This is a genomic window from Desulfovibrio sp. JC010, assembly GCF_010470675.1.
Classification (GTDB): domain Bacteria; phylum Desulfobacterota; class Desulfovibrionia; order Desulfovibrionales; family Desulfovibrionaceae; genus Maridesulfovibrio.
Genome location: NZ_VOIQ01000009.1, coordinates 45,239 through 68,995 on the forward strand (window position 1 = coordinate 45,239; position 23,757 = coordinate 68,995).

Genomic DNA, 23,757 nt, shown 5'->3' on the forward strand with positions numbered 1-23,757 from the left:
TAAATTAAAGCATCCGCCCACTCTCAACTATGAAAAAACATTAGAACAAATTGGATATGACAATTCTTGGATAAACTTTCTTTAGCAAATAAATAAAAGCTCCAGCCGACATCGGATGGAGCTTTTTCATTTCTGCCAATAAGTATTTCTAACTGGCCAGCCACCCCTGCAATTCACTGATCTGCGCGTCAACGGACTCCGGTCCGGTACTACCGGGGGAAACCCTGCGTTTTACAGCAGCTTCGTAGGAAAGCACTTCAAAGACATCTTCTTCAATTTTATCGGAGAAAGTCTGAAGTTCTTCAAGGCTCATATCTTCAAGTCCCCTGCTCTCTGCTTCGGCCTTGGCAACAGCGGAACCGGTGATATGGTGCGCTTCGCGGAACGGGATGCCCTTGCCCACGAGGTAGTCAGCCAGTTCGGTAGCATTCAGGAAGCCCTTTTTCAGGGCAGCTTCCATATTTTCAGGATTAAAGCCCATGGCATCCATCATATCAGCCATGATGACCACGGAGGCGTGTACGGTCTTATCGCAATCAAAAAAAGGCTCTTTGTCTTCCTGCATGTCGCGGTTATAAGCCAGCGGCAGACCTTTGCAGGTGGTCAGCAGGGAAATCAGATCACCGAAAACACGTCCGGTTTTACCGCGCATAAGTTCACAGACGTCCGGATTCTTCTTCTGGGGCATGATGGATGACCCGGTAGAAAACTCATCAGGCAGCTTGATAAAACCGAAGCAGGGGTTGGCCCAGATGATCAGCTCTTCGCAGATGCGGCTCAAATGGGTCATGACCAGACTTCCGGTGAACATGGCTTCCATGACAAAGTCACGATCGGAAACAGCATCAAGACTGTTGCGGAAAGTCTCAGTCATGCCGAGATGTTTTGCGGAAGTCTCCGGCTTGAGCGGATAGGTGGTTCCGGCCAGAGCGGCAGCACCCAGCGGGCATACATTTGCTCTGTTGATGCAATCCACTACCCTGCTGTGGTCACGCTTGAACATCCATGCATAAGCCAGCATGTGATGGGCAAGACTCACAGGCTGTGCGGGCTGCAGATGGGTATAACCCGGCAGCAGCACTTCCCTGTTCTGGTCAGCCTTGGCAGTGAAAGATGCGATGAGTTTTTCCAGCGCGGTCTTCCATGCTTCAAGGGAACGCAGCACGTGCAAACGGAAGTCAGTAGCAACCTGATCGTTACGGCTGCGTCCGGTATGCAGTTTACCGCCCACAGGTCCGACAATCTCGGTCAGCCTGCTTTCAATATTCATATGGAGATCTTCCATCTCCTTTTTCCATTCAAATTTGCCGGATTCGATCTCTTCCAGCACCTGATCAAGGCCCTTGACCAGAGTTTCGGCCTCTTCAGCGGTCAGCACGCCCTGCTCGGCCAGCATTGTGGCATGGGCCTGAGAGCCGGAAATGTCTTCACGGTACAGGTTCTGGTCGTAGCTTACGGATTCAGTGTAATCTTCTACGGACTGGGCTGTCTTGGCAGCAAACCGGCCGCCCCATAATTTATTATCTGCCATATTCCCCCCTAATCGACGTCTTCGACGTCGCCTTCTTTGATCCATTCGGAACCGGAGGAAGTCTTGCCCTTAAGACGCAGGCCCACCAGCTTGATGAATCCTTCAGCGTCTTTCTGATCGTATACTTCGTCTTCTTCGAAAGTAGCGAGATCTTCACGGTACAGGGAGTAAGGAGACTTACGGCCTTCAGGAATTGCGTTACCCTTGTAGAGCTTCAGTCTTACGGTACCGGTAACGGTCTTCTGGGTTTCGTCGATCATGGCCTGCAGCGCGATACGCTCAGGAGCGAACCAGAAACCGTTGTAGATCATTTCAGCGTACTTGGGGATCAGGCTGTCGCGCAGGTGCATTACCTCGCGGTCCATGCACAGACCTTCGAGGTCGCGGTGCGCAACGTGCATGATGGTTCCGCCGGGGGTTTCGTACACGCCGCGGGATTTCATGCCCACGAAACGGTTCTCAACCATATCCACGCGACCGATACCGTGCTTGCCACCCAGCTCGTTAAGTTTTTCAACCAGAGCTGCCGGGGAGTACTTGGTACCGTTGATTGCTACGGGATCACCCTTTTCGAAATCAATGGTGATGATTTCAGGCTCGTCCGGAGCTTCCTCGATGGGACGGCAGTAACGGTAAGATTCCGGGGAAGGAGCATTCCACGGATCTTCAAGCTCGGCACCTTCAAAGCTGACGTGCAGCATGTTGGCATCCATGGACCAGGGTTTCTTACGGGTGGTGGGAATCTCAATGTCGTTTGCTTCTGCAAACTTCATGAGATCGGTACGGGACTTGAGGTCCCATTCACGCCACGGAGCAATGTGCTTCAGCTTGGGGTTCATGCCCATGCCGCCCAGCTCGAAACGGACCTGATCGTTACCTTTACCGGTAGCACCGTGAGCCAAAGCCTGCGCGCCTTCCATCTCCGCGATCTCAACCATTCTCTTGGCGATGAGCGGACGTGCAATGGAAGTACCGAGCAGGTAGCGGCCTTCATAGATGGCACCGGCACGGAATGCGGGAAAAATAAAATCGCGTGCGAATTCTTCACGCAGATCTTCAACAAAAGCCTTGGTTGCGCCGGTCTTGAGGGCTTTTTCCTCAATACCGTCCAACTCCTCACCCTGACCGAGGTCAGCAGTAAGGGTGATCACTTCGCAGTCATACTCCTGCTTGATCCATTTAAGGATGATGGAGGTGTCCAGACCACCGGAATATGCCAGTACTACTTTATTAATTTTGCTCATTTTTTATAAATCCTTTGCCTCCGGCGGCTTAAACCCTTTTGCAAAAGGGTTTAAGAATCCCAAAACCTTTTAGTTTGGCTTCGCCGCTTTCAGCGTTAAATTATCTTTTAATTAAATCTATCTTTAATCCCTTCCGGCGAAGCCTAATAAAAGTTTTCGGAGAGTCCAGAGAACCCTTTTCCAAAAGGGTTCTTTGGCCCCCGGAGGGCCGCCGGAGGCATTCTTAACTATTCAATAGTATGCATGTGCGGGACAGCCTGCACGGGGCCGAGCAGCTTTTCTACTGCATCGTAGTCCACTTCGATACCGTTGACCGCCCATTCGAGGATGGCTTTCTGCATGTGCAGCCTGTTTTCAGCCTGATCAAAAATGATTGAGCGTGGTCCATCAAGAACTTCAGCAGTGACTTCCTCGCCACGGTGTGCGGGCAGGCAGTGCATCACCTTGCAATCAGGGTCGGCATGCTCAAGCAGCTTATCATTAACCTGATAAGTGGCAAAAGCCATTTCGCGCTTCTTCTGCTCTTCTTCCTGTCCCATGGAAGCAAAGACGTCGGTGTTCACATAGTGAGCACCTTTAACTGCTTCGACGGGATCATGGCTGAGATTGATCTTTGCGCCCATGGACAATGCCCGGGAAAGAATATCGTGATCCGGCTCGTATCCTTTGGGGAACGCGAGGGTCAGGTAGAACGGGAAGTAAATGGCGGCATTGATCCATGAATGAGCCATGTTGTTGCCGTCACCTACCCATGCCACGTGGACATTCTCAAGATCAGGAGTTCTTTCGTAAATGGTCAGCATGTCGCTCAGGACCTGACAGGGATGGTAGCGGTCAGTCAGGGCATTGATAACCGGAACAGAACCGTGCTCCGCAAGGGTGCGCACCTTCTGCTGCCCGAAAGTACGGACAACGAGCGCATCAGCATAGCGGGAAAGAACCTGTGCAGTATCTTCCAGCGGTTCACTTCTGCCGAGCTGTGATTCAGCCGGGGTCATGAAAATGGAATGGCCGCCGAGCTGCTCGATAGCTACGTCAAAAGAAACGCGGGTACGGGTGGAAGCTTTTTCAAAAATCATGATAACGGTCTTCCCTTCAAGGGCGTTATTCCTGATTTTATTATCTTTCAGTTCTTTTGCGCGCAGCAGGAGCTGGCCGAGTTCTGAACGGGGAACATCATTGATTTTAAGAAGATGTCTGATCATCGTAAAACTCCAGATATATTTGAGGTGAGCCTTAACTGACAGTAAAAAATAGCAATCGGGAATTATTGCCTGTTAGACCCGCCATTGTAAACCATAAATGTATAATCATGGCCTGAAAAAAGGACAAAAAACGGGATTTACTCATGCGCAGCATATGGACGGCCCCGGCCGGGACCATACTGCAGGGGATCGGGTTGGCTTTTAAGCTACTGCCAACCCAAGGTTCGCAGTCGAACCTCAGGAGATACGGATTCAACAGCTGAGTCGGTGAGTGAATACATTTCAGGGCCGTGATCATACCCGGCAAGGTGCAGCATTGCATGCGCAAGCAACCTTACAGTGTGCTCTTCCGGCTGTTGGCCGTAGAGTCTGGTTTCACGGACAAGGGTATCCACAGACAAAACTATCTCTCCTAAAAAACTATTCTTTTCCAGATCCGGTGTCTCGGAAAAAGGGAAGCTGAGCACGTTGGTCGGCCCTATGCACCCCAGAAATTCTTCATTGACTTCAGCAATGGCGGCATCATTGACTATTTTAAGGTCAAAGTCAAAGCCTTCAAGCCCCAGAACCTCAAGCAGCATATCCGCCATACGATGCAACTCCCGCTTTGTAAGAGGGAAATTCGCATCCGGCATACATTCTATGCTCAGGTTCACACTCACTACTTTCCGCCCTTGCACTCGTAATGGTCGTAAGCTTTTACGATACGGGCTACCAGCGGATGACGGATAACATCGGAATCCTCGAACTTGATAAAGCTGATTCCGCGAACATCATGCAAAATGTTAATGGCATCCACCAGACCGGAAGGATCACGGTTAGGCAGATCGATCTGGGTGATATCCCCGGTAACCACTGCCTTGGAGCCGAATCCCAGACGGGTGATGAACATCTTCATCTGTTCCGGGGTGGTATTCTGGGCTTCATCGAGGATGACAAAGGCATTGGAAAGCGTCCGCCCGCGCATGAAAGCCAGCGGCGCGATTTCGATAATGTTTTCCTCAATCATATCCTGCACCTTGCCCATATCAAGCATATCGTACAGGGCATCATAGAGAGGACGCATGTAGGGATTGACCTTGTCCACGAGATCACCGGGCAGAAAACCGAGCTTCTCCCCGGCCTCTACTGCCGGGCGGGTCAGGATAATCCGGTTAACCTCTTTGCGCTGCAGGGCGTAAACTGCCATGGCCACAGCAAGATAGGTCTTCCCGGTTCCGGCAGGACCGACTGAGAAAACCATGTCGTTCTCACGAATGGCGGAAAAGTAGGCCCGCTGGGTCAGAGTGCGCGGAGTCAGGGTCTTTTTCGGGGAAACCGCAAAAAGTTCATCTCGGAAGATTTTAATCAGGTCGGCCTGCGGATCACGGCAGAGTATACGGTAAGCAGCTTCCACATCCTGCGGAAAAACCTCTTTGCCGGACTTGAGCACCCTGTAAAGCTGGGTAAAGGATTTCGCCACCGGATCAATGAGTTCTTCATTATCGGAAATAAGCTGCAGGGAATTGCCCCTGCTTTCAATCCTCACTCCGGACTGGCGTGAAATGAGATCAAGATTGGAATTCTGGGCACCGAACAGCACACTGGCCAGCCCCACATTATCAAATTCAAGCTTTACCCGAAACGTTTCTTTATCTGCCATTAATCATTTCCTGTTAATTTTGGAGCATGGATACGGCAGGATTCGAGAATATGCAACTAATTAAGGTAATCAGAAAATTACGCACCAAGCAGATCATCCACTGCTGCCAATATGGCTTTGGCGTTAAAAGGCTTGGTAAAGGTATACTTCACACCGAACATCTTAATCCAATCAAGTGAATCATAATTTGCAGAAGAACTGCCGCCGGACACTGCGATAATCTTTACGTCCGGATTTTCTTTCATCAACTCTCTGACAGTCTGCACGCCTTCTTTCTCAGGCATAAAAATATCTGTAATGACCAGATCAACCAAGTTCCTGTCGTACCCCTGAACAGCCTTTACTCCGTCTTCGGCTTCGGTGACAAGGTGCCCTTCTTTCTCCAGCATTGCTTTAAGGACCTGACGTGAAATTGGATCATCATCTACGACGAGAATCCGGGGCATATAAACTCTCCTTAACTTCCCAAAATAATAAATAAGACAATGGATAAGAGCTGTCGGAAATATTTCACCGCAGCTATCACGCTAGGGATTAACTGTTAAAAAAATTATTTTCAAGACATTAAAAGAAAAATATTAGTAGCGTGCTTTGCGGCTGCCCTTGAAAATTTCATATTCCAGCAGGCGGCATTCGATCTTGGCATTATAAAAGATGATTCTTTTCGAGGACTTCAAACCGATAAATTTAGCCAGATCGAGGTTCCCGGTAAAAATATAGCCCTTGTATCCCTGACATTTGTTTTTGAAAAAATCACCTATGGCGGCATAAATTTTCTCAAGCTTTGTCCTGCTGCCCAGACGCTCACCGTATTCAGGGTTCATAAAGACCACCCCGCCGCCATCAGGTACCTGCGTTTCACGGAAATCACAGACATCAAATTCAATGTGATGCTCCACCCCGGCAGCACGGGCGTTTTTCTTTGCCGCCTCTACAGCCTCAGGATCAAGATCAGTGGCAATGATCCGACCTTCGATGGAATCGCGCTCACGATCCTCGGCATCAATGCAGAGATTATCCCAGTATTCAGGATTATAGCCGGGCAGTTTCATAAAAGAAAAATACTCACGCATCAAACCCGGAGCACCGTTCAGAGCCACCAGAGCGGCTTCAATGGCCAAAGTTCCGCTACCGCACATGGGGGAAACAAAATTGCCGCGCCCGTACCATTTTGCGGCCCGGATCAATGTAGCAGCCAGAGTTTCCTGCAAGGGTGCCTTGGCCGGGAATTTGCGGTAACCGCGACGGGAAAGAGGCACACCGGACGTATCAAGATAGACAGTACATTCGTCATCCCTCCAGTGCAGAAAAACAACAATACCGGACATATCAGGCCCCGAAGAAGGACGCCTGCCGCTCTTCTCGCGAATGCGGTCCACAATGGCATCTTTGACCTTCACATTGGCGAAGCGGGAGTCGTTGACGGTTTCAGTACGTACAGACGAAGTCACGGTCAGGTAATCATCCGGCCCGAGAATATTTTCCCAGACCATATCTTTCACCTGATTATACATCTGGTCCGGGGTATCGGCCTTAAAACGCTTAAGCTGATACATAACCCTATGGCCGCAGCGCACCCAGAGATTAAGACGCATGCAATCATTCAATGACGCCTTGGTCTCCACACCGGCGGGAAGCTCGGCCCGGATTTTAAATCCCAGACGCCCCATCTCTTCAGCGAGATAGGGACTGAAATTCTTTGGACAGGTAACCAGCACAATACTTTTACGTTCAAAATCCAACATACGAACCTCACCGGACAAAATATGCCCATCAAAACGATATTTCACGCGGGACGCAGACCATGATCCTGCATACACACTTTAAGACAATAAAAAAAGGCCCTGCCGTAACGCGGGCAGAGCCTTATAAACATAACTAAGCTAAACAACAAGCTCTTATTTCTTAAGAATCGCTTCCATTTCATCAAAATCAGCCAGAATCTTCTCATCCTTTTGAGGGGCAACCATATTCACAGCCATGATGGTCAGGAAGTTGGCCACAAAACCGGGAACGATTTCATACATGGTTGCGCCCAGTCCGGCGTCTTTCCAGAATACGAGCACGAGTGTACCAACAATCATGCCGGAAAGTGCTGAAATCCAAGTGGTTTTTCTGCTGAACAGAGAAAACAGGACTACCGGACCGAAAGCGGCACCGAATCCGCCCCATGCATAGGAAACAAGGCCGAGAACGGTATTGCCCGGAGTCAGGGCCATGCTCATGGCAATGATGGAAATAACCAGAACACAGAGACGCCCCACGAGCATGAGTTCTTTATCAGATGCTTCGCGGCGCAGAATTTTTTTGTAAAAATCCTCAGTCAGCGCGGAGGATGAAACCAACAGCTGGGAGTCAATGGTGGACATGATAGCAGAGAGGATAGCCGCCAGCAGCACGCCGCCCACCCAGGGATTGAAAAGCTTGGTGATCATATAAATGAATACCTTTTCCTGTTCGCCGCCATGAAGTCCGTCAAACATGGGAATGGCAACCATACCGACCACAACTGCTCCGGCAAGGGAAATTACAACCCAGATCAGGGCGACAGCGGTAGCCTTGGGCAGTTCTTTAATGGAACTGATCCCCATAAAGCGGGTCAGAATATGCGGCTGTCCGAAATAACCAAGCCCCCAGGCCATGGTGGAAATAACGGCGAGAATGGAAAGAGGCGCGCCTGCACCGTTGTGAAAAAGACTGGTGGAAATATGTTTGGCCGCCATTTCAGCTTCGATGACGGAAATACCACCATTGTCGATGGTACCCAAAATAGGAACAAGGACAATGGCGAAAAACATCAGACCGCCCTGAAAAAAGTCGGTCCAGCAGACCGCCATGAATCCGCCAAGAAAGGTGTAAGCAACAATAACGATTGCCCCGGAAATAACAGCCACGGAATAATCAATGTTGAACATGGACTCAAAGAGCTTACCCGCAGCCACCAGACCGGAAGAGGAATAGATGGTGAAAAACATCAGAATAATGACCGCAGAACCGACCCGCAGCAGGCTGGTGGGATCGTTAAAACGTTTTTCAAAAAAGGATGAAATTGTAAGGGTGTCGGTCATCTCGGTGTATGCGCGCAGACGGGCGGAAACAAAAATCCAGTTCAGGGCAGTACCGATAAAAAGGCCGATGGCGATCCATGCCTCAGTCATACCGCCAAGATAGACAGCACCGGGCAACCCCATAAGCAGCCAGCCGGACATATCACTGGCCTGTGCGGAAAGAGCTGTAACCCAGCCGCCAAGACCGCGTCCGCCGAGAATGTAGCCTTCAATATTTGAAGTACGCTTGTAGAAATACCAGCCAACTGCCAGCAGGAAAACCAGATAAACACCAAAAGTAAGCAAAGTCTCAGTCTGAATCACAATAAATCCTTTTTGAACAAGTAAAGAAAACAAAAACAACCTAAAACGTAAAAAGGGGCTACTATTTAACCATCATGACCATTGTGCACAAGATATTTTTTTTCGGCGTTGATTATACGGAGTTTTTGGTGTTGCGGATTAAATTATTCCGTTTTTTGCATAAAAAGATCATTATTTTCATTTGAAACAAATCTATTTACGAAGAACAACACTAGCGTTAGATTTGCAATATGAATAAACGACTCGGCTTTCTCATACTCTTCAGTCTCTGCGCAATCGTCGCTGTTCTGGGCGGCAATTTTTATCTCAATACCTACGCTCCTTTCCTTAATGGAAATAAAGCCTACGACAGTGCAGATTATGAAACCGCACTGGATAATTACTATCAGGCCGCGGAAAACAATTACGCTCAGGCGCAATATAATCTGGGACACATGATCCTCAACGGTTACGGCACAAAACAGGATCCGCTGATAGCTTTTGAATGGATTGAAAAAGCAGCAAAGCAGGGACTGCCCATAGCCTGCACCGGACTCGGCAAGCTTTACCTCGACGGAAACGGAGTCATAAAAGACGAATTGCAGGCAATCAAATACTTCCGCTTCGCATCGTTAAAAAATGAACCGGAGGCTAACTACCACCTCGGCCGGATCTACCTGAACGGGCTGGGAGTAATGCCCAACAATATTCAAGCATTCAAATGGTTTAAAAAATCAGCCCGTACCGGAAACGCAGCCGCCCAATATCAGCTCGGAAAAATGTACAGACAAGGAAGAGGAACCCCGATCGATATTGAAGCATGCATGGACTGGTATACAAAAGCCGCTGAACAGGGAAACACTGTAGCCCAGAACAGCCTTGGGCTTATCTATTATAAAGAAGGAAAATATGAACCGGCGCACAAATGGCTTCTCAAATCAGCCAAGCAGGGAAACGCCAATGCGCAAGACCTGCTCGGAGTAATGTACGCATACGGTAAAGGTGTGGATAAGAATTACAAAAAAGCTTTTAAATGGTTCAAAAAAGCAGCCCTGCGTAACAAGGCAGACTCCCAGTTCAACCTCGGCTATCTCTATTATTGCGGCAAAGGGGTCGCGCGAAACTACCCTATGGCCCTGCTTTGGTTCCGCAAGGCTGCTGCGCAGAAGCATATCAGATCAATTCAGGCTCTCGGCGAAATGTATTACAAAGGAACCGGGGTCAGCAGAAATTACAAACAAGCCATGGGCTATTTCCAACTGGCCGCTTACCGCAAGCTACCGGAAGCATATCATTATCTGGGTTTGTCATACTACTATGGCCATGGAGTAAATAAGGACTACAGCATATCTATCCAATATTTCAGAAAAGCCGCAGCTGCGAAGAACAAATACTCACAATACGCCCTTGGTAAAATTTATGAAAAAGGTAACGGTGTTCCTGTGAACCTGACCAAAGCCTATGAATGGTACACCCTGGCGGAAAAAGGCGGGCTGGCAAAAGCGAAAAAAGCCAAAAAAGAGATTGCCTCCCAAATGAGTGTTCAAGAGTTCAAAAAAGCACACGACATGGCTGAAAAAATCTATGCAAATCAACTTGACAGCTAAGCCCGGTTGCAAAGAATATAGCGGTTCACCAAGACCAAACTTCAAACAAAGAGATCGCTTATGCTGACACTCATACTGGCAGGGATCACCCTGCTGACCATAATCGGAATTTCAATTTATGCGAAAAAGAAAGGCCAAAGCGGATTCGGAGTCTTTTTTCTACTCTACTGCATAATTTCAATCATCGTTTACATAGTAACCCTGCCGGAAGGCAAACCGTTCATGCTGGTGGATATTCTAGGCCAGATCGGAGTCATCGTGACCTCCATAGGCGTAATCGTTGCCCACGCCAAAGGGGCCAGAAAAATTCTATACGCCCTGCCCGGCCTGATCATCCTTGGGATATCACTCTCCATCCATATGAGTAAATTCCAGCCCCCCGCCCAAAACGGGACCGCAACCAACCAGACCGTAATCATGGATTCCAACCGGACCAAAGAATAAACAAATCCCCTGCCTTGAACCGTCAAAGCAGGGGGATTATTCTCTCAAAAAATTTAATTTACTTAACCGACCAGCTTAACCAAAGCAGCAATTGAGGCAGCCCGAACCTACTGAATAACCCGCCGCTCCGGATTCATCTTATCAATCACATCATAAATCATTTCCGCGAATTTACGCAGCCTGTCAGCATACCGCTCATCTTCAGCTTCAGCAACCAAAGCATCCTGCTCCGCCAGAGTTGCAACCGTCTGCAATTGCACCGCGCCCTGCGCCATGGTCATCCGTCCGGCCTTCATTTCCTCAGAAATATATTTAACCTGATCCGCATATTTTTTTAAATGATTCATAGGCCGTATCCATACATAATATCAAACAAAACTCAAGCCCCGGCCAGATCAAACAAGTCCGCAACGACTATCTGCCGTAGACAATGCTCAAAGAGGAACCTTCCGGCAATTTGTCCGTAAGGGCCTCCATAAGCTCGCTGACGGTGAGTTCGCGCTGCAGCTCACGGGTGATCCGTTTTTCAATTTCCACATAGGTCAAAGCACCGGAAGGTTCATCGGAGAGAACCCGGTATTTCGGCCCGCTCCCGGTACGAATCCAGTTGGGATCAACCCCGGCAACCTCAAGTGCTTTAAGCAGCCAGTCTGAAGGGATGGAATTCCTGCGTTTGGCATCTGAAATAGAAGACTGCCTGATGCCAAGCACCTCCGCCAGCTTCACCTGTGTAACTTTAGCATCAAAAATTAGAACCTCCCCCAACCGGGCCAATGCTCCTTTGAAATCAAGATTATCAGTCATAAAAGCCTCTCCATAAAAACAATTCGTCACTACGCCGCCCATACGGCTTGTGCTTATTTATTATTTGAAATAACTTTTACCCGCTTTTACAAACTTAAAAGCTAAAAACTAGGTAAAAAGTTTTCTTCATTTCCTTTTTTTGGTTTATAGACAAACTTTTTACCCATTTCAAGAACTATTTTATAAAAAGAGTGATACACTTCCCATGTCCGATATTGTTGAACGTTTTTTAAGCATTAAAAATCTTGTGGGTATCAAGCGCAACGAGTTCTGTAGACGGGTCGGGGTTTCGGCCACCACTCACGATAATTACCAGAAAGGCAAAGGCACGCCCAAGGCCCCCTTTCTGTGCAAAGTCTGCGAAGAATTCTGCATCAACGGACACTGGCTGCTCACCGGGGAAGGCGAACCTTTCATGGATGAATCCCCCGCTCCGGCGCGTCCTGCCGACCCCAATGTGCTGAACACCGGAGAAAACATAAATCTCATCGGCCTCGCCCAGTGCGGCATTGACGGCTGGTCCCAGACCATGCCCATCGCCATCAACAGCTCTGTACCAGAATTTCACAAGGACTACATCGCCGCCCTGACCATCGGAGATTCAATGGTTCCCGCAGGAATCCTGCCCGGCAACATCGTCTATTGCGATCCACGCCTGCAGCCCTCCATCGGGGAGCCTGTATTCGTCATGCGCCGCGATGCGCAGCAGGAAGAATCGGCCGGGGTGAAAATCTACAACGGGCAGGATGAAAAATGGGTCTATTTACAAGGCTGGCTTGGGAAGCAGGGAGATAAGCCGCAGAAGGAATTTTGTATTCAGCAGCTTGTTGACGAGGTTGGGTTGATTGCTCCGGTTGTTATGATAAGGCGGCGGGTGTGAGGAGGAGCGACAAATCTAAACAGTTCAGCACAAATAAATAGAAAGCCTCCGGCTATCAGATGAGGCTGAATTTAACAGACAGCACAATACTTAAAATAAATCTCTTACCGCATTAAGAATCTCACTAATTTTACTACTCGTTAGCTTCGCGACCGGATTAAGAATATCCCGGTTTGCGGTTAGAATTTTGGAATAAACAGCAAAACTCTCATCCTTCTTTAAATATCCCTGATCAATATCGCTTTCAAGGATTGAAATTCTCGGAAGATGTATATGGTTTTGCGAAGTCACTGCGCACAAAATGTAATCATTACGTCCATGCATAGCGAGAACAATCGCCGGACGCTTTTTAGCATTAGTCAAATCTGTGTATGGAAAAGGAACCGTAACTATTGAACCTACTGTAAGTGTGCCCATGCTTCATCCTCCTCCGGTGAGTCCCAAACTTCAGCAAGAGATGACTCTGAAGATACTAAACAGAAATCAGATAATTCATTAATTTCATTAACTGCTGCCAGATACTTGGTATAAAGTTCATGCGGCTTTTCTTTCAATTTCTCCCATTCAGAAGCATACCTTAAAAAGGTTTTAGTCTCGCCAACTTCACAAGCGAGACCTATGATAAAATCAAGCATTTCTGGATTAGAAGGCTCAAGATCACATGCTACCTTTGCATACGAAAGAGCATCTTCAGAATCTCCGCACACTGCCATGGATGTAGCATAATTAAATAAAAGCAGACTATCTGTCTTATGCTGCAAAGACATCTTATGATACCTGTGCATAGCTTTTATATCATTTTGAACACTGGCAATACTTCCCATGGCAGAAAGCCCTTTCGCAATATCTATACGCTTCAAATCCGCAGCTTTATCAATGAGAGAACGCAACAGTCTGGCTCGACTTATTTCATCGATTTCGTTGTTGTTCATCAAGTCATTAAGACTACCGATTATTTCATTAAATATCACTTCAGCAGCGGGAATTGGAATACTCATCATAATTTCCTTATTTTCATCTTACATCAAGATAATTAGCTATTATACCCTATAAAGCAAGCATATTTTCAAGCTTCAACTTATTAGAAACAGCAATAATGCTCACCGAAATATCCCGCGCCAAATGAAGCAAACTGCAGTTACTCCCCCCACAAAAACACCCCCTCAAAACATCTATACGGATGATGCTCTGAGGGGGTGTTTATATTAATGTTGGTACGAAATATTTACTACACTGCCCTATCCTTAGGCTCCACCCGCAAAGAAACTCCAAGCGCACCCAGCACTTTCAGGATCGTGCTATAACGAGGCTGAGAACCGGGACTTAAAGCTTTATACAGACTCTCCCTGCCAAGTCCTGAATCCTTGGCAAGCTGAGTCATGCCTCTGGCCTTGGCAACATTGGACAGGGCAATCAACAGATCGTCAGGATCACCAGTGGCAGCTGCAACGCTCAGGTATTCGGAAATCATTTCTTCGCTGTCTAAATATTCGGATGTATCAAAAGGTTTTGTCTTAACCATGATTACTCCTCTTTTATTTCTGCGGCCAATTCATGGGCCTTTTTGATGTCTCGCTTTTGGCTGGATTTGTCCCCGCCTGCCAGCAGGAAATACAATCTATCTCCTACCTGAGTATAATAAACACGATAACCGGGTCCGACAGAAATTCTCATCTCAAAGACCTCTTTACCTACCGACTTACAATCACCGAATAAACCACGTTTAGCCCGGTCAATTCGTAGGAAAATATTGGCTTTTCCAGTACGGTCTTTGAGCTTGGTAATCCACTTGTCGAAGATTTCTGTGCTATCAAACTGATTCATGCCAAAATGTATCCATCTGAATACAAAATGTCAATAATGACTCCACAAAAACACCCCCTCAAAACATCTATGCGGATGATGCTCTGAGGGGGTGTTTATATTTGCAATGGTGCGAAAGGAGAGACTCGAACTCTCACGGCTAGGCCGCTAGATCCTAAATCTAGTGCGTCTACCAATTCCGCCACTCTCGCAACCAAATATTATGGGCTATTTTTCAAATACCGTCCCTCGTGGATTAAACCACAAAAGACGATATCCCGTGCAGCCGTTGCGTTAATATAAGCAGTGTTACAGCTTGTCAACAAAAATCGCTAAAATTCCATGGAAACGGTCATTTCCGGCTAACCTGACATGGCCGCAAGCAGCTTTTTAAGCTTTGCTTCAAGCTCGCTAAAGTCTTTTGCCAGCAAACGCAGACACGGCTCGATTCCTTTTGCACCTGAATCACAGACAACGTCGATCATTTCCGGTTCCGGATGCTCGGACATGGCCTTGCAGGTGCCCCATTCCAAGGTGTTTTCCTCGGTTCCGGGGATCTCGCCCGGCTCGTCGGCACGATCAAACCATGCTTCCACAAACCCGCACTCAGTCACCGAAGCCATAATCCGTTCGTTGAGTCGCAGCCCGGCAGCACATCCGATTTCCGAGTTGGACTTGCGGGCGCAGAGCAGCACCTTGGCGATATGGGTGGAAGCTCCGAATTCAGGATGTCCGCAAACCATAACTTCGCCTTTGCGGGTGCAGGATATCCTTCCGCTGAACGCAGCAACATCATCTATGTCTCTGGCATACGGCAAGGCCGCAGCCACATTCATGCGCACTTCCGGGATCAATTCATTTAAGCCCTTCATGCACTCAAGACGCAAGCCGAATTCATGAAGCTCCGAAAGTACACCCTGCTTCATCTTTTCAATGAGCATGGGTGCCAGATGGTTGGGCGGTCCGCTGCCTTCGCCTAGATCAAACCCGGCCCGCAGTGCGAGGTTCAGGTACTCCTGTGCCTTACGCACGGAGGTTACCATATCATAACCTTTTGCCAGCCCGGAAGCGATGGTGGCGGAAAGCGTACACCCGGTACCGTGGCTGTTTTTTGTTTTTACGCGCTGCTGCATGAGCGGGATGGGCTGTTGCCCTTTAATGCCCAGCCAGTCTGTAGCAGCCACAGAATCAAAGTGTCCGCCTTTTACGAGCACGGCTTTGGGACCCATTTCAAGCAGAATTTCTATGGCCTTGAAAACATCCTCACGGCTCTTGATTTCCATGCCTGTGAAGAGCTCGGCTTCGGGCACATTGGGGGTCAGCAGGTCTGCCAAGGGAAAAATTTCCTTCATGGCTTCCACGGCATCATCCTTGAGCAGCTTGGCTCCGCTGGTTGCCACGCATACAGGGTCGATTACCAGCGGAAAATCCTTATCCTTTAAAGTCTCACCCACAGCCCGGATGATGGGTGCGGAAAAAAGCATTCCGGTCTTGGCGGCCCGGACCTTGATATCTTTGCAAACCGTTTCAATCTGGAGGGATACAAACTCAGGGGAAACAGCCTCAATCCCGGTAACCCCGGTTGTGTTCTGGGCGGTCAGCGCGGTGATGGCACTGGCCCCGTAACACCCGGCCATGGATATGGCTTTCAGATCGGCCTGAATTCCGGCCCCTCCGCCGGAATCAGAACCTGCAATGGTCAAAACGCATGGAAGCGGTTTCATCATGCCTCCTTGGGCAATTGTTTTTCATTTATTGCGGAATTTTACCCATCGGCCCGCCCGCGGTCAACAGATGCATTATTTATAAATGAATTCATATGAAATATAGACATAAACTTAACACTATGGTTTATTTAAAATGACCCAAACCAATTAGAGATTACAGCAACCCCCTAATGAACCTGTAAGGCAGATTATGAAAATATCACTCTTGGAAAACTGCACATCCGAATCCATAAAAGAGAAGTTGTCCGGGCTGTTGCTTAAAGATCTGGTGGAACTGGATGAACTTCAAAACATGCTTGATGTCAGCTATGCGGCCACAGGAATGCCTTCCGGGATCATCGATGCTTTCACCGGAGAAGTATATGCCGGGGCCGGATGGCAGAAAATATGCGTTGATTTTCACCGTTCACATCCTGAAACATGTGCCAAATGCATTGCCAACGACACCGCAATCACGGACAAAATCAAAAAGGGCAAACACCACGGCTACAAATGCTCCAACGGTATCTGGGACATCGGCGTACCCATCATGTGCATGGAGCAACACATTGCGACTTTCTTTCTGGGACAATTCTTCTACGAAGACGAGGAACCGGACCGAGGGTTCTTCATCAAACAGGCTGAGCAATACGGATTTGACCGGAAAGAATACCTTGATGCCCTTGATGAGGCTCCCCGCTTCAAACGCCAACGCGTAGATGAAATCCTGAAATACAACATCGCCCTGGCGGCCTTCCTTTCAGATTCGGCCTCAAAAGCCATGCGCAATTTTTATGAAATAGAACAACGCAGGGAAGCGGAAAATGAAATCAAAAACCTGCGTAACTATCTTGTCAACATTATTGACTCCATGCCCTCAATCCTGATCGGCGTGGACCCCAACGGTCAAATAACCCAATGGAACAAAGAAGCGGAAAACATCTCAGGTATCAAACAACATGAAGCCATCGGTACAAACATTGAGCAGGCCATGCCGGACCTCTCTACCCAGATGTACCGCATTCGCACAGCCATTAACACCCGCCGCAAGCAAAGCTACGTCAACCGCCCTACACCTGACGGAAGCACAACAGCATGTGAGGATGTAACCATCTACCCTCTGATAGCTAACGGGGTAAATGGTGCGGTAATCCGTATTGACGATGTGACCAACCGGGTCAACCTCGAACGTATGATGCTGCAATCGGAAAAAATGATGTCTATAGGCGGACTGGCCGCAGGCATGGCCCATGAGATCAATAACCCACTGTCGGGTATAATGGGGCACGCCAGTAATATCAGAAAAAGACTTTACGAAGACCTCAAGCCCAATCTTGCCACGGCAGAAGACTGCGGCATATCCATAGAACACATGCGAAACTACCTGAATGAACGCGGCATAGGACGCATGTTGGACGGTATAAGTGAAGCAGGAGAGCGAGCCGCCACAATAGTGCGTAACATGCTCGCCTTCAGCCGAAAAAGCGAACAAAATTTTACTCCGCAAAATCTGGCGGACTTACTGGATAGAACAATTGAACTGGCTTCCAGCGACTACGACCTGAAAAAAGAATTCGATTTCCGCAAAATAAGAATTAAGCGGGAGTACACCGGAGGCATGCCTGCTGTTTTATGTGAAGGCAATGAAATTCAGCAGGTATTCCTTAATATTGTGCGCAACGGAGCTGAGGCCATGGGAGAAAATGCGGCGGATTCATGCTTCACCTGCAAAGTATACAAAGAAAACAACATGGCCGTAGTGGAAATCGCAGATAACGGCCCCGGCATCCCCGAAGAAGTCCGCCAACGGATCTTCGAACCCTTCTTCACCACCAAAGAAGTGGGCAAAGGAACAGGGCTGGGATTGTCCGTTTCATATTTCATCGTCAACGACCAGCATAACGGCTTTATGGACGTTGAATCCATGCCCGGAGAATGGACCAGATTCATAATCAAACTGCCCTTTAAATAAGCAACCTGCAAACGTTCAAAAACTACCTGTAGTCTGTCCTTGCCAGCAGCATGGTTCAACTATATGTATGCCCCATGACAAAAAGCATCATCGCTAAAAAACAACCGCAGCCGAAATTCCTGCCCATGACCAGAAAGGAAATGGACAAGCTGGGCTGGGACAGGCCGGACATCATTCTTGTTTCCGGAGACAGCTACATAGACCACCCCAGTTTCGGTATTCCCCTGCTTGGCCGGGTCCTTTCCTCACATGGATTCAAGGTCGCCCTCATCTGCCAGCCGGACTGGAATGACCCCAAAGCTCTGGCAGAGCTGGGACGTCCCCGCCTTTATGCCGGAGTTTCCGCCGGGGCACTTGATTCCATGGTCGCCCACTACACATCTTTCCGCAAAAAAAGAAGCGATGATGCCTACACCCCCGGAGGCAAAGCCGGAGCACGCCCCAACCGGGCCTGTATAATCTACACCAACCTGATCAAAAAAGCGTTCAAGGGACTCCCGGTGATCATCGGGGGGATTGAGGCTTCCCTGCGCCGAATTTCCCATTACGACTTCTGGACCGATAAAGTCCGCAAGCCCATCCTCATGGACAGCAAGGCCGACCTGCTGGTCTACGGCATGGGAGAACGGGCCATGCTTGATGCCGCCTTACGACTTTCTGCTGCTGAAGAATATGCTCCAGCTGTATTGAAAGGAATCCCCGGCACGGCCTTCATGGGAACCCCTGAAGATATCCCAAACGAGGCGGAAAGAATCGAACTCCCCTCCCATCAGGCGATTCTTGATGATCCGCAACAGCTCATGAATGCAACCCTCGCTCTTGAAGAGCAAGTCCATTTCGGGGACTCATGGGCAATCCAGCCTGTTGATAAACGACATGTGGTGCTTGCCCAGCCCTCGGAATATCTCTCCACCGAAGAACTGGACTGGCTTTACAGCCTACCATATGCCCGGTTGCCCCACCCAATCTATAAAGATAAGGGAAGAATTCCTGCGGCGGACATGATTGAATTCAGCATCACCTCCCACCGGGGCTGCGGCGGCGGCTGTTCATTCTGTTCCATTGCCATGCATCAGGGACGGCATATCCGCTCCCGGAGCAGGAAATCAATCATGGACGAACTGAAACGCATGCAGGAACATCCTGATTTCCGGGGATCTGTTTCCGATATAGGCGGTCCCAGCGCAAACATGTGGAATGCGCACTGTTCACTGGAACGGGGCAAATGCAAACGCAAAAGCTGTCTCGTTCCCAAGGTCTGCCCCAACTTTAAATATGACCAGCAGGCCAACCTCAAGCTTTACCGCGATGCCCGGAAGATGGACGGCATCAAACATGTGCGCGTTGCAAGCGGCGTGCGTTTTGATCTCGGGCAACAGAATAAAAAAAGCCTGAAGGAAATATTCAAGGAATTCGTAGGCGGGCAGCTTAAGGTGGCCCCGGAACACATCACACCTTCCGTGCTTAAACATATGCGCAAACCTGACCTGCCCATATTTGAAAGTTTTCTGGAGATGTTTGCCTCTGAATCAAAAAAAGCAGGCAAGGAACAATACGTCATCCCCTATCTGATGAGCGCATTCCCCGGCTGTACGGACAGTGACATGCGCCAGCTAGGTTCATGGCTGGCCGCCCGTGGCTGGAAACCCCGTCAGGTGCAATGCTTTATCCCCACACCGGGCACAGTGGCCACGGCCATGTTTTATTGTGAGACCGATCCGGCCGGCAACAAAATCTACGTAGCCAAGACTGACGCCCAACGGCTGAAACAGCACCGTATCCTCATACCTGATCCGGGCCGTGATCCCAGAGCAGGAAGACAATCCGGGAAACAGGGCGGAAAGCACGGAAAGAAAAAGCCGTTCAAAGAGCAGCAGAACAATTCTGCCGCTAAAGAAAACAAAGGCCGCAAAAAGAGATCAAAACCCGACCGCGAACAAAGCGGTACCAAAAGACCCGGCACAGGTAAAAATTTTAACCGTAAAGATAAAGGAAAAAGCTTCACAAAGAAGAAAAAAATGAAGTAATTCCTGTTGGAAACAGAGGGCAATTAATATAACATACGCCTTAACCTGAACCTCAACAGCGGATTACCACATGAGCTCAGAATCCTTTGCCAACCTGTGCATCTTCCACATCATGGACGGACTGCGTGACGGGCTTTCCCATTTTTCTTCCAACAGCCGCACAGCATTGATCTATGCGGTTAAACCGGGCGATCCGCTGCGCATTTACGATCCTCAGGACCTGCTACGCGAACATCAGCCTAAATTAAAAGAATATTTCCTTGATTCACAGGAGTGGCGAAAAGGCTCCAATCATGATGACAACACCCGGCTCATCGAGGTTGTCCGTTCCAAGGATCTTGCCCTTGCCGGACTGATCACCTGCAGTGCCCGCTCCAGCAGTATCTTCTATCAATGCTGGTTCACTGAACAACACCCGGATATGTGTTCCATCGGCCCGACTGAGAGCTGGATGGAATATGCGGCTCTGCTGCTCTCTCAGGATTTCGCCACCCAGAATATCCTGCGCATCGACAGCTCCGGCCACCTGCTGCGCGAATACTCCACCCACGCCGTGCGCGATTATATTGTGGACCAGCGTAACCGTATCATGGGCTGGGATACACAGCTGCGGGTCTATCCCATTCTGGATGCGGTACTGGGAATCTCAAAAACCCGCGAAGAAGGAGCATGGGCGCGCGGTGAGCTGATTTTTATCGAACCTTCGGAACTGGATTCCATCAAGTACATGGCCAAATTCCCGGAAAGCGAACGGCCCTCACTGAAAAACCACAAACATGTGCGCAAATTACTGCAATCTGTGGAAAGCTCCAGCCGCAAACTTGTTTCCGACGGCAGATACGTGGTCGGCATTGCAGCCATGCCCCCGACCAACAATTCCATTTCCGCCACTTTTAAAGGAGACTGGGGGCTGGTCTATCTGGGCAGTGAAGCGGTTTGCAGCTTTGCAGACGCCAAATTTTCCTCCACCAACTACAAACCGAACCTCGTACATCTGGAAGAATACCTGCTGGAACTGGACCTGAGCGCAGATACACGCCATTCCCTTTTTCAACTGGTCATCCAGATGATCTCCACCGCAAACCACCGCAGCCACGGCTGCACACTGGTACTCGACTTCAACGACGAACCGGTGGAAATAGCCGGGCAGCCACTTGAAAAACCGCTGGATCTGCGTGAACCGGAAATCCGCGGACTGGCCCGTTCCCTGACAAAACTGGACGGAGCGGTACACATCTGTAAGGATTTGAAACTGCACGGCTTTGCCTGCCTGCTGGACGGGAAAGCCGTTTCCGGCGAAAACCGGGCCAGAGGAGCACGCTTCAATTCCGCCCTGCGTTTCACAGCCAAACACGATAACCTGATAGTAATTGTAGTTTCCGCAGACAAACCCGTATCCATAATCCAGCGCGGCGTTGAACTGACCGCAGTCTGCGAGTGGAAACAGCTTTTTGCCTGCGTTACTACTCCACCTGCATTTGAAAAATGGATTGAGGATTAATTCATGAAAAAAGTAATCTTTCTTTTGGCTATCTACACTTGCGCCCTTTTTTGTACAGCTCCTGCTTATGCACAATCAACAATATTAAAAGCCTACTCCTTTAATAAAAAGAAAGCCTCCAATGACTGGTCCCCCCGTAAAACGTTCATGGTCGGAGAAAACCGCCGACTAGGACTCTTTAACGACCGCAACAAACGTTATCCCTCCAAAACTGTGCTGACCCTGAGCGGATTACCCACTGATGCCGACCTCAAGCTTGAATTCGACATGGTTTTCGTGGGCAGCTGGGACAACGAAGGAAAACTTGCAGATAAATTCATTGTTTCGGCTGTAGACGGTCCCGAACTTTTAAATATGACCGAATTTCCCTGCACACTCATTGATAACAATGACTCACGTCCAGTGGGTAACGACGGATGGGTCAGAGTCGGCCCCAAAGAGCGTGCATACTGGATAAAACCCATGACAGTTAAAATTCCTGCAGCTGCAATCAAAGAAGGCTCCATTGAAATCCAATTCAAAGGTTTCCTGACCGGACGAAAAACTGAATTCTGGGCACTGGACAACGTGCAAATTCTTTTGGGGAATTGATAGCTCCTCTTGCATTATACCAAAAACGACATAATTAAAATTTGCTAAAAATTCTTTTATTTCAATATAAAAAAACATTCTTCGCTGTATTTTTACATTTACCACTTGCTTATCCGGCCATATTGGTGCAAAACCAAACTCAGTTAGGTTATTGCAACATTAAACGAATTTGATTTCCTTTCTCAAGCTTGTCAACCAAACGGCAACACTTCGAAATAAATGAATTTAAATATCTTAACCACATATATTGTGGCTACTTTACTATTAACAGCATTTTGCTCTTTTCCTGTTTTCGCGGCAGAAAAAAAACTGGTTGCTGTGGTCACTACAAAAAACGCAATCACAAAATATGGCAATCTCCCGGAATCGGCCAGAACAGTCCCGCTTTCAGACAAGCAACTGCCCCCGGAAATAAGAACCCGTTGTATAGCCAGCCTGATGATCCTGAAAAATGCGCTTATTCTCGGCGGGATAGACCCCCAGCTCAACTTTCTTGAAACTCCGAACGTCAGACGGGAAGAGGACGAACTCATTAAAGGCTATGCTGTTGTCAGCTCACATCTCTTTAACAAAAGTGCCATTGACCACCCTAAGTACAAGGATAAAATTTATATCAGCGACCCGGTTCTGGAAGACGGTCAATTTGAAAAAGGGATCTTCTGCCTGCCAGGCAACCACAAAGTTCTAAATTCACGCAGCCTTGATGATCTGAAAAAAGCCGGCAAACCGCTGGTTGGAATACATTGGTCCAATGAAAGTGATACCTTGGCAGGTCTGGGCATCAAAGAAATGGAGAAAGGCCCGACCATGGACTGCATTTTCAGAATGATCAATGCCGGTCGCGCAGACTGGGTTCCACTGGGTTTTCACAATTCAAAAGACTTAAGTGTACAGAGAGACGGCATTACCCTTGTTCCGGTTAAAGGCATAAAAATCGCCCTCACGGAAAGCAGGCATTTCATTGTCTCCAAAGGCCACCCAGACGGCAAAAGAATATTTGAAGCCCTGCAGAAGGGCATCAAAATCATGCGCGAAAACGGGTTAATCACCCAGCTGCTCACTCAAGGCGGATTTCATTGCCGTGCAACAAAAGACTGGAAAATAATTAACAGCGAAAACGTTATTGCTATCAAATAAAAACGGGGCCGGATCTAAATCCTGCCCCGTTTATCTATCGCTAAAGCTGACTGAGAACTTCAGTCAACGGATGATTTTCCACCTGTTTCACATCCAGCACATCATATAATTTTTCAAGCTGCAATACAATCTGTTCAAGCTTGCTGTCATCAGCGACAGTGAGGATCATACGGCTTTCCCCGCCATCTCCAACAGGACCGCAAACAATCCCTTCAAGGTTGAAATTACGACGGGAAAAAAGTCCGGTAATCTGACTCATCACCCCGGCATGGTTACGCACCAGCAGATCAATAACAAAATTATGCTTACACAT

General features: G+C 48.5%; 23 protein-coding genes, 1 tRNA gene and 1 pseudogene. 8 read left to right on the forward strand and 17 right to left on the reverse strand.

All coding sequences use genetic code 11. The features are described 5' to 3' along the window. Positions 1-148: 148 nt before the first annotated feature. The 8 genes from argH to putP form a co-directional block, all read right to left on the reverse strand. Positions 149-1,531, reverse strand: a complete 1,383-nt coding sequence (gene argH / locus FMR86_RS11435; protein WP_163351535.1) for an argininosuccinate lyase — start codon at positions 1,529-1,531, stop codon at positions 149-151. 8 nt (positions 1,532-1,539) lie between these two features. Further along, positions 1,540-2,775: an argininosuccinate synthase gene (locus FMR86_RS11440; protein ID WP_163351536.1), complete on the reverse strand. Its 1,236-nt coding sequence runs from the start codon at positions 2,773-2,775 to the stop codon at positions 1,540-1,542. A gap of 227 nt (positions 2,776-3,002) precedes the next feature. Beyond that, the gene (gene argF / locus FMR86_RS11445) at positions 3,003-3,980 is read right to left on the reverse strand and encodes an ornithine carbamoyltransferase (RefSeq protein WP_163351537.1); all 978 of its coding nucleotides are present in this window, start codon (positions 3,978-3,980) and stop codon (positions 3,003-3,005) included. A 206-nt stretch (positions 3,981-4,186) separates the two neighbouring features. After that, positions 4,187-4,642 (reverse strand): rRNA maturation RNase YbeY, encoded by a 456-nt coding sequence (ybeY, locus tag FMR86_RS11450; protein WP_163351538.1) that lies wholly within the window; start codon positions 4,640-4,642, stop codon positions 4,187-4,189. Next, positions 4,642-5,622 (reverse strand): PhoH family protein, encoded by a 981-nt coding sequence (locus tag FMR86_RS11455; protein ID WP_163351539.1) that lies wholly within the window; start codon positions 5,620-5,622, stop codon positions 4,642-4,644. The genes ybeY and FMR86_RS11455 overlap by 1 nt, the downstream gene beginning before the upstream one ends. A gap of 77 nt (positions 5,623-5,699) precedes the next feature. Beyond that, a complete protein-coding gene (locus tag FMR86_RS11460; RefSeq protein ID WP_163351540.1) occupies positions 5,700-6,068 on the reverse strand; it encodes a response regulator in 369 nt (122 codons plus the stop codon). A 132-nt stretch (positions 6,069-6,200) separates the two neighbouring features. After that, complete coding sequence (locus FMR86_RS11465) at positions 6,201-7,367, reverse strand: class I SAM-dependent RNA methyltransferase (RefSeq protein WP_163351541.1); 1,167 nt, start codon at positions 7,365-7,367, stop codon at positions 6,201-6,203. Between the two features lie 153 nt (positions 7,368-7,520). Then, a complete protein-coding gene (putP, locus tag FMR86_RS11470; RefSeq protein WP_163351542.1) occupies positions 7,521-8,993 on the reverse strand; it encodes a sodium/proline symporter PutP in 1,473 nt (490 codons plus the stop codon). A gap of 230 nt (positions 8,994-9,223) precedes the next feature. Between putP and FMR86_RS11475 the strand changes: the two genes are divergently transcribed. Continuing rightward, positions 9,224-10,579: a tetratricopeptide repeat protein gene (locus FMR86_RS11475; protein ID WP_163351543.1), complete on the forward strand. Its 1,356-nt coding sequence runs from the start codon at positions 9,224-9,226 to the stop codon at positions 10,577-10,579. A 60-nt stretch (positions 10,580-10,639) separates the two neighbouring features. Beyond that, positions 10,640-11,023 (forward strand): hypothetical protein, encoded by a 384-nt coding sequence (locus FMR86_RS11480; RefSeq protein WP_163351544.1) that lies wholly within the window; start codon positions 10,640-10,642, stop codon positions 11,021-11,023. A 107-nt stretch (positions 11,024-11,130) separates the two neighbouring features. Here FMR86_RS11480 and FMR86_RS11485 read toward each other — a convergent pair whose 3' ends face one another. Together FMR86_RS11485 and FMR86_RS20750 are read right to left on the reverse strand one after the other, a co-directional pair. After that, complete coding sequence (locus tag FMR86_RS11485; protein WP_163351455.1) at positions 11,131-11,370, reverse strand: hypothetical protein; 240 nt, start codon at positions 11,368-11,370, stop codon at positions 11,131-11,133. A 229-nt stretch (positions 11,371-11,599) separates the two neighbouring features. Further along, positions 11,600-11,797: pseudogene (locus tag FMR86_RS20750) on the reverse strand (helix-turn-helix domain-containing protein); the annotation flags it as partial. Positions 11,798-12,032: 235 nt separating this feature from the next. Here FMR86_RS20750 and FMR86_RS11495 point away from each other — a divergent pair. Next, the gene (locus FMR86_RS11495) at positions 12,033-12,707 is read left to right on the forward strand and encodes a hypothetical protein (RefSeq protein WP_163351546.1); all 675 of its coding nucleotides are present in this window, start codon (positions 12,033-12,035) and stop codon (positions 12,705-12,707) included. 90 nt (positions 12,708-12,797) lie between these two features. On the opposite strand, the gene FMR86_RS11500 is transcribed toward FMR86_RS11495, so the two are convergent. The 6 genes from FMR86_RS11500 to thiD form a co-directional block, all read right to left on the reverse strand. Then, complete coding sequence (locus FMR86_RS11500) at positions 12,798-13,124, reverse strand: type II toxin-antitoxin system PemK/MazF family toxin (RefSeq protein WP_163351547.1); 327 nt, start codon at positions 13,122-13,124, stop codon at positions 12,798-12,800. Next, entirely contained in the window at positions 13,106-13,705 is a 600-nt protein-coding gene (locus FMR86_RS11505) for a hypothetical protein (protein WP_163351548.1), read from the reverse strand. Before FMR86_RS11505 ends, FMR86_RS11500 begins: the two co-directional genes overlap by 19 nt. Before the next feature lie 230 nt (positions 13,706-13,935). Continuing rightward, complete coding sequence (locus FMR86_RS11510) at positions 13,936-14,229, reverse strand: addiction module antidote protein (protein ID WP_163351549.1); 294 nt, start codon at positions 14,227-14,229, stop codon at positions 13,936-13,938. Between the two features lie 2 nt (positions 14,230-14,231). After that, positions 14,232-14,531, reverse strand: coding sequence for a type II toxin-antitoxin system RelE/ParE family toxin (locus FMR86_RS11515; RefSeq protein WP_163351550.1), 300 nt, complete (start codon positions 14,529-14,531; stop codon positions 14,232-14,234). A gap of 107 nt (positions 14,532-14,638) precedes the next feature. Further along, positions 14,639-14,722 (reverse strand) — tRNA-Leu (locus tag FMR86_RS11520). A gap of 150 nt (positions 14,723-14,872) precedes the next feature. Next, positions 14,873-16,234 (reverse strand): bifunctional hydroxymethylpyrimidine kinase/phosphomethylpyrimidine kinase, encoded by a 1,362-nt coding sequence (gene thiD, locus FMR86_RS11525; protein ID WP_163351551.1) that lies wholly within the window; start codon positions 16,232-16,234, stop codon positions 14,873-14,875. 193 nt (positions 16,235-16,427) lie between these two features. On the opposite strand from thiD, the gene FMR86_RS11530 reads away from it, so the two are divergent. The 5 genes from FMR86_RS11530 (at position 16,428) to FMR86_RS11550 (ending at position 23,444) form a co-directional block, all read left to right on the forward strand. Beyond that, positions 16,428-18,188 (forward strand): PocR ligand-binding domain-containing protein, encoded by a 1,761-nt coding sequence (locus FMR86_RS11530; RefSeq protein WP_163351552.1) that lies wholly within the window; start codon positions 16,428-16,430, stop codon positions 18,186-18,188. Positions 18,189-18,262: 74 nt separating this feature from the next. After that, positions 18,263-20,215: a YgiQ family radical SAM protein gene (locus tag FMR86_RS11535; protein WP_163351553.1), complete on the forward strand. Its 1,953-nt coding sequence runs from the start codon at positions 18,263-18,265 to the stop codon at positions 20,213-20,215. A gap of 70 nt (positions 20,216-20,285) precedes the next feature. Beyond that, positions 20,286-21,716, forward strand: a complete 1,431-nt coding sequence (locus FMR86_RS11540; protein WP_163351554.1) for a DNA integrity scanning protein DisA nucleotide-binding domain protein — start codon at positions 20,286-20,288, stop codon at positions 21,714-21,716. A 3-nt stretch (positions 21,717-21,719) separates the two neighbouring features. Next, a complete protein-coding gene (locus FMR86_RS11545; RefSeq protein ID WP_163351555.1) occupies positions 21,720-22,307 on the forward strand; it encodes a hypothetical protein in 588 nt (195 codons plus the stop codon). 318 nt (positions 22,308-22,625) lie between these two features. Beyond that, positions 22,626-23,444 (forward strand): hypothetical protein, encoded by an 819-nt coding sequence (locus FMR86_RS11550; protein WP_163351556.1) that lies wholly within the window; start codon positions 22,626-22,628, stop codon positions 23,442-23,444. A gap of 40 nt (positions 23,445-23,484) precedes the next feature. Here FMR86_RS11550 and ilvN read toward each other — a convergent pair whose 3' ends face one another. Further along, positions 23,485-23,757 carry an acetolactate synthase small subunit gene (gene ilvN, locus FMR86_RS11555; RefSeq protein WP_163351557.1) on the reverse strand — a complete coding sequence of 91 codons (273 nt, stop codon included), beginning with the start codon at positions 23,755-23,757 and terminating at the stop codon, positions 23,485-23,487.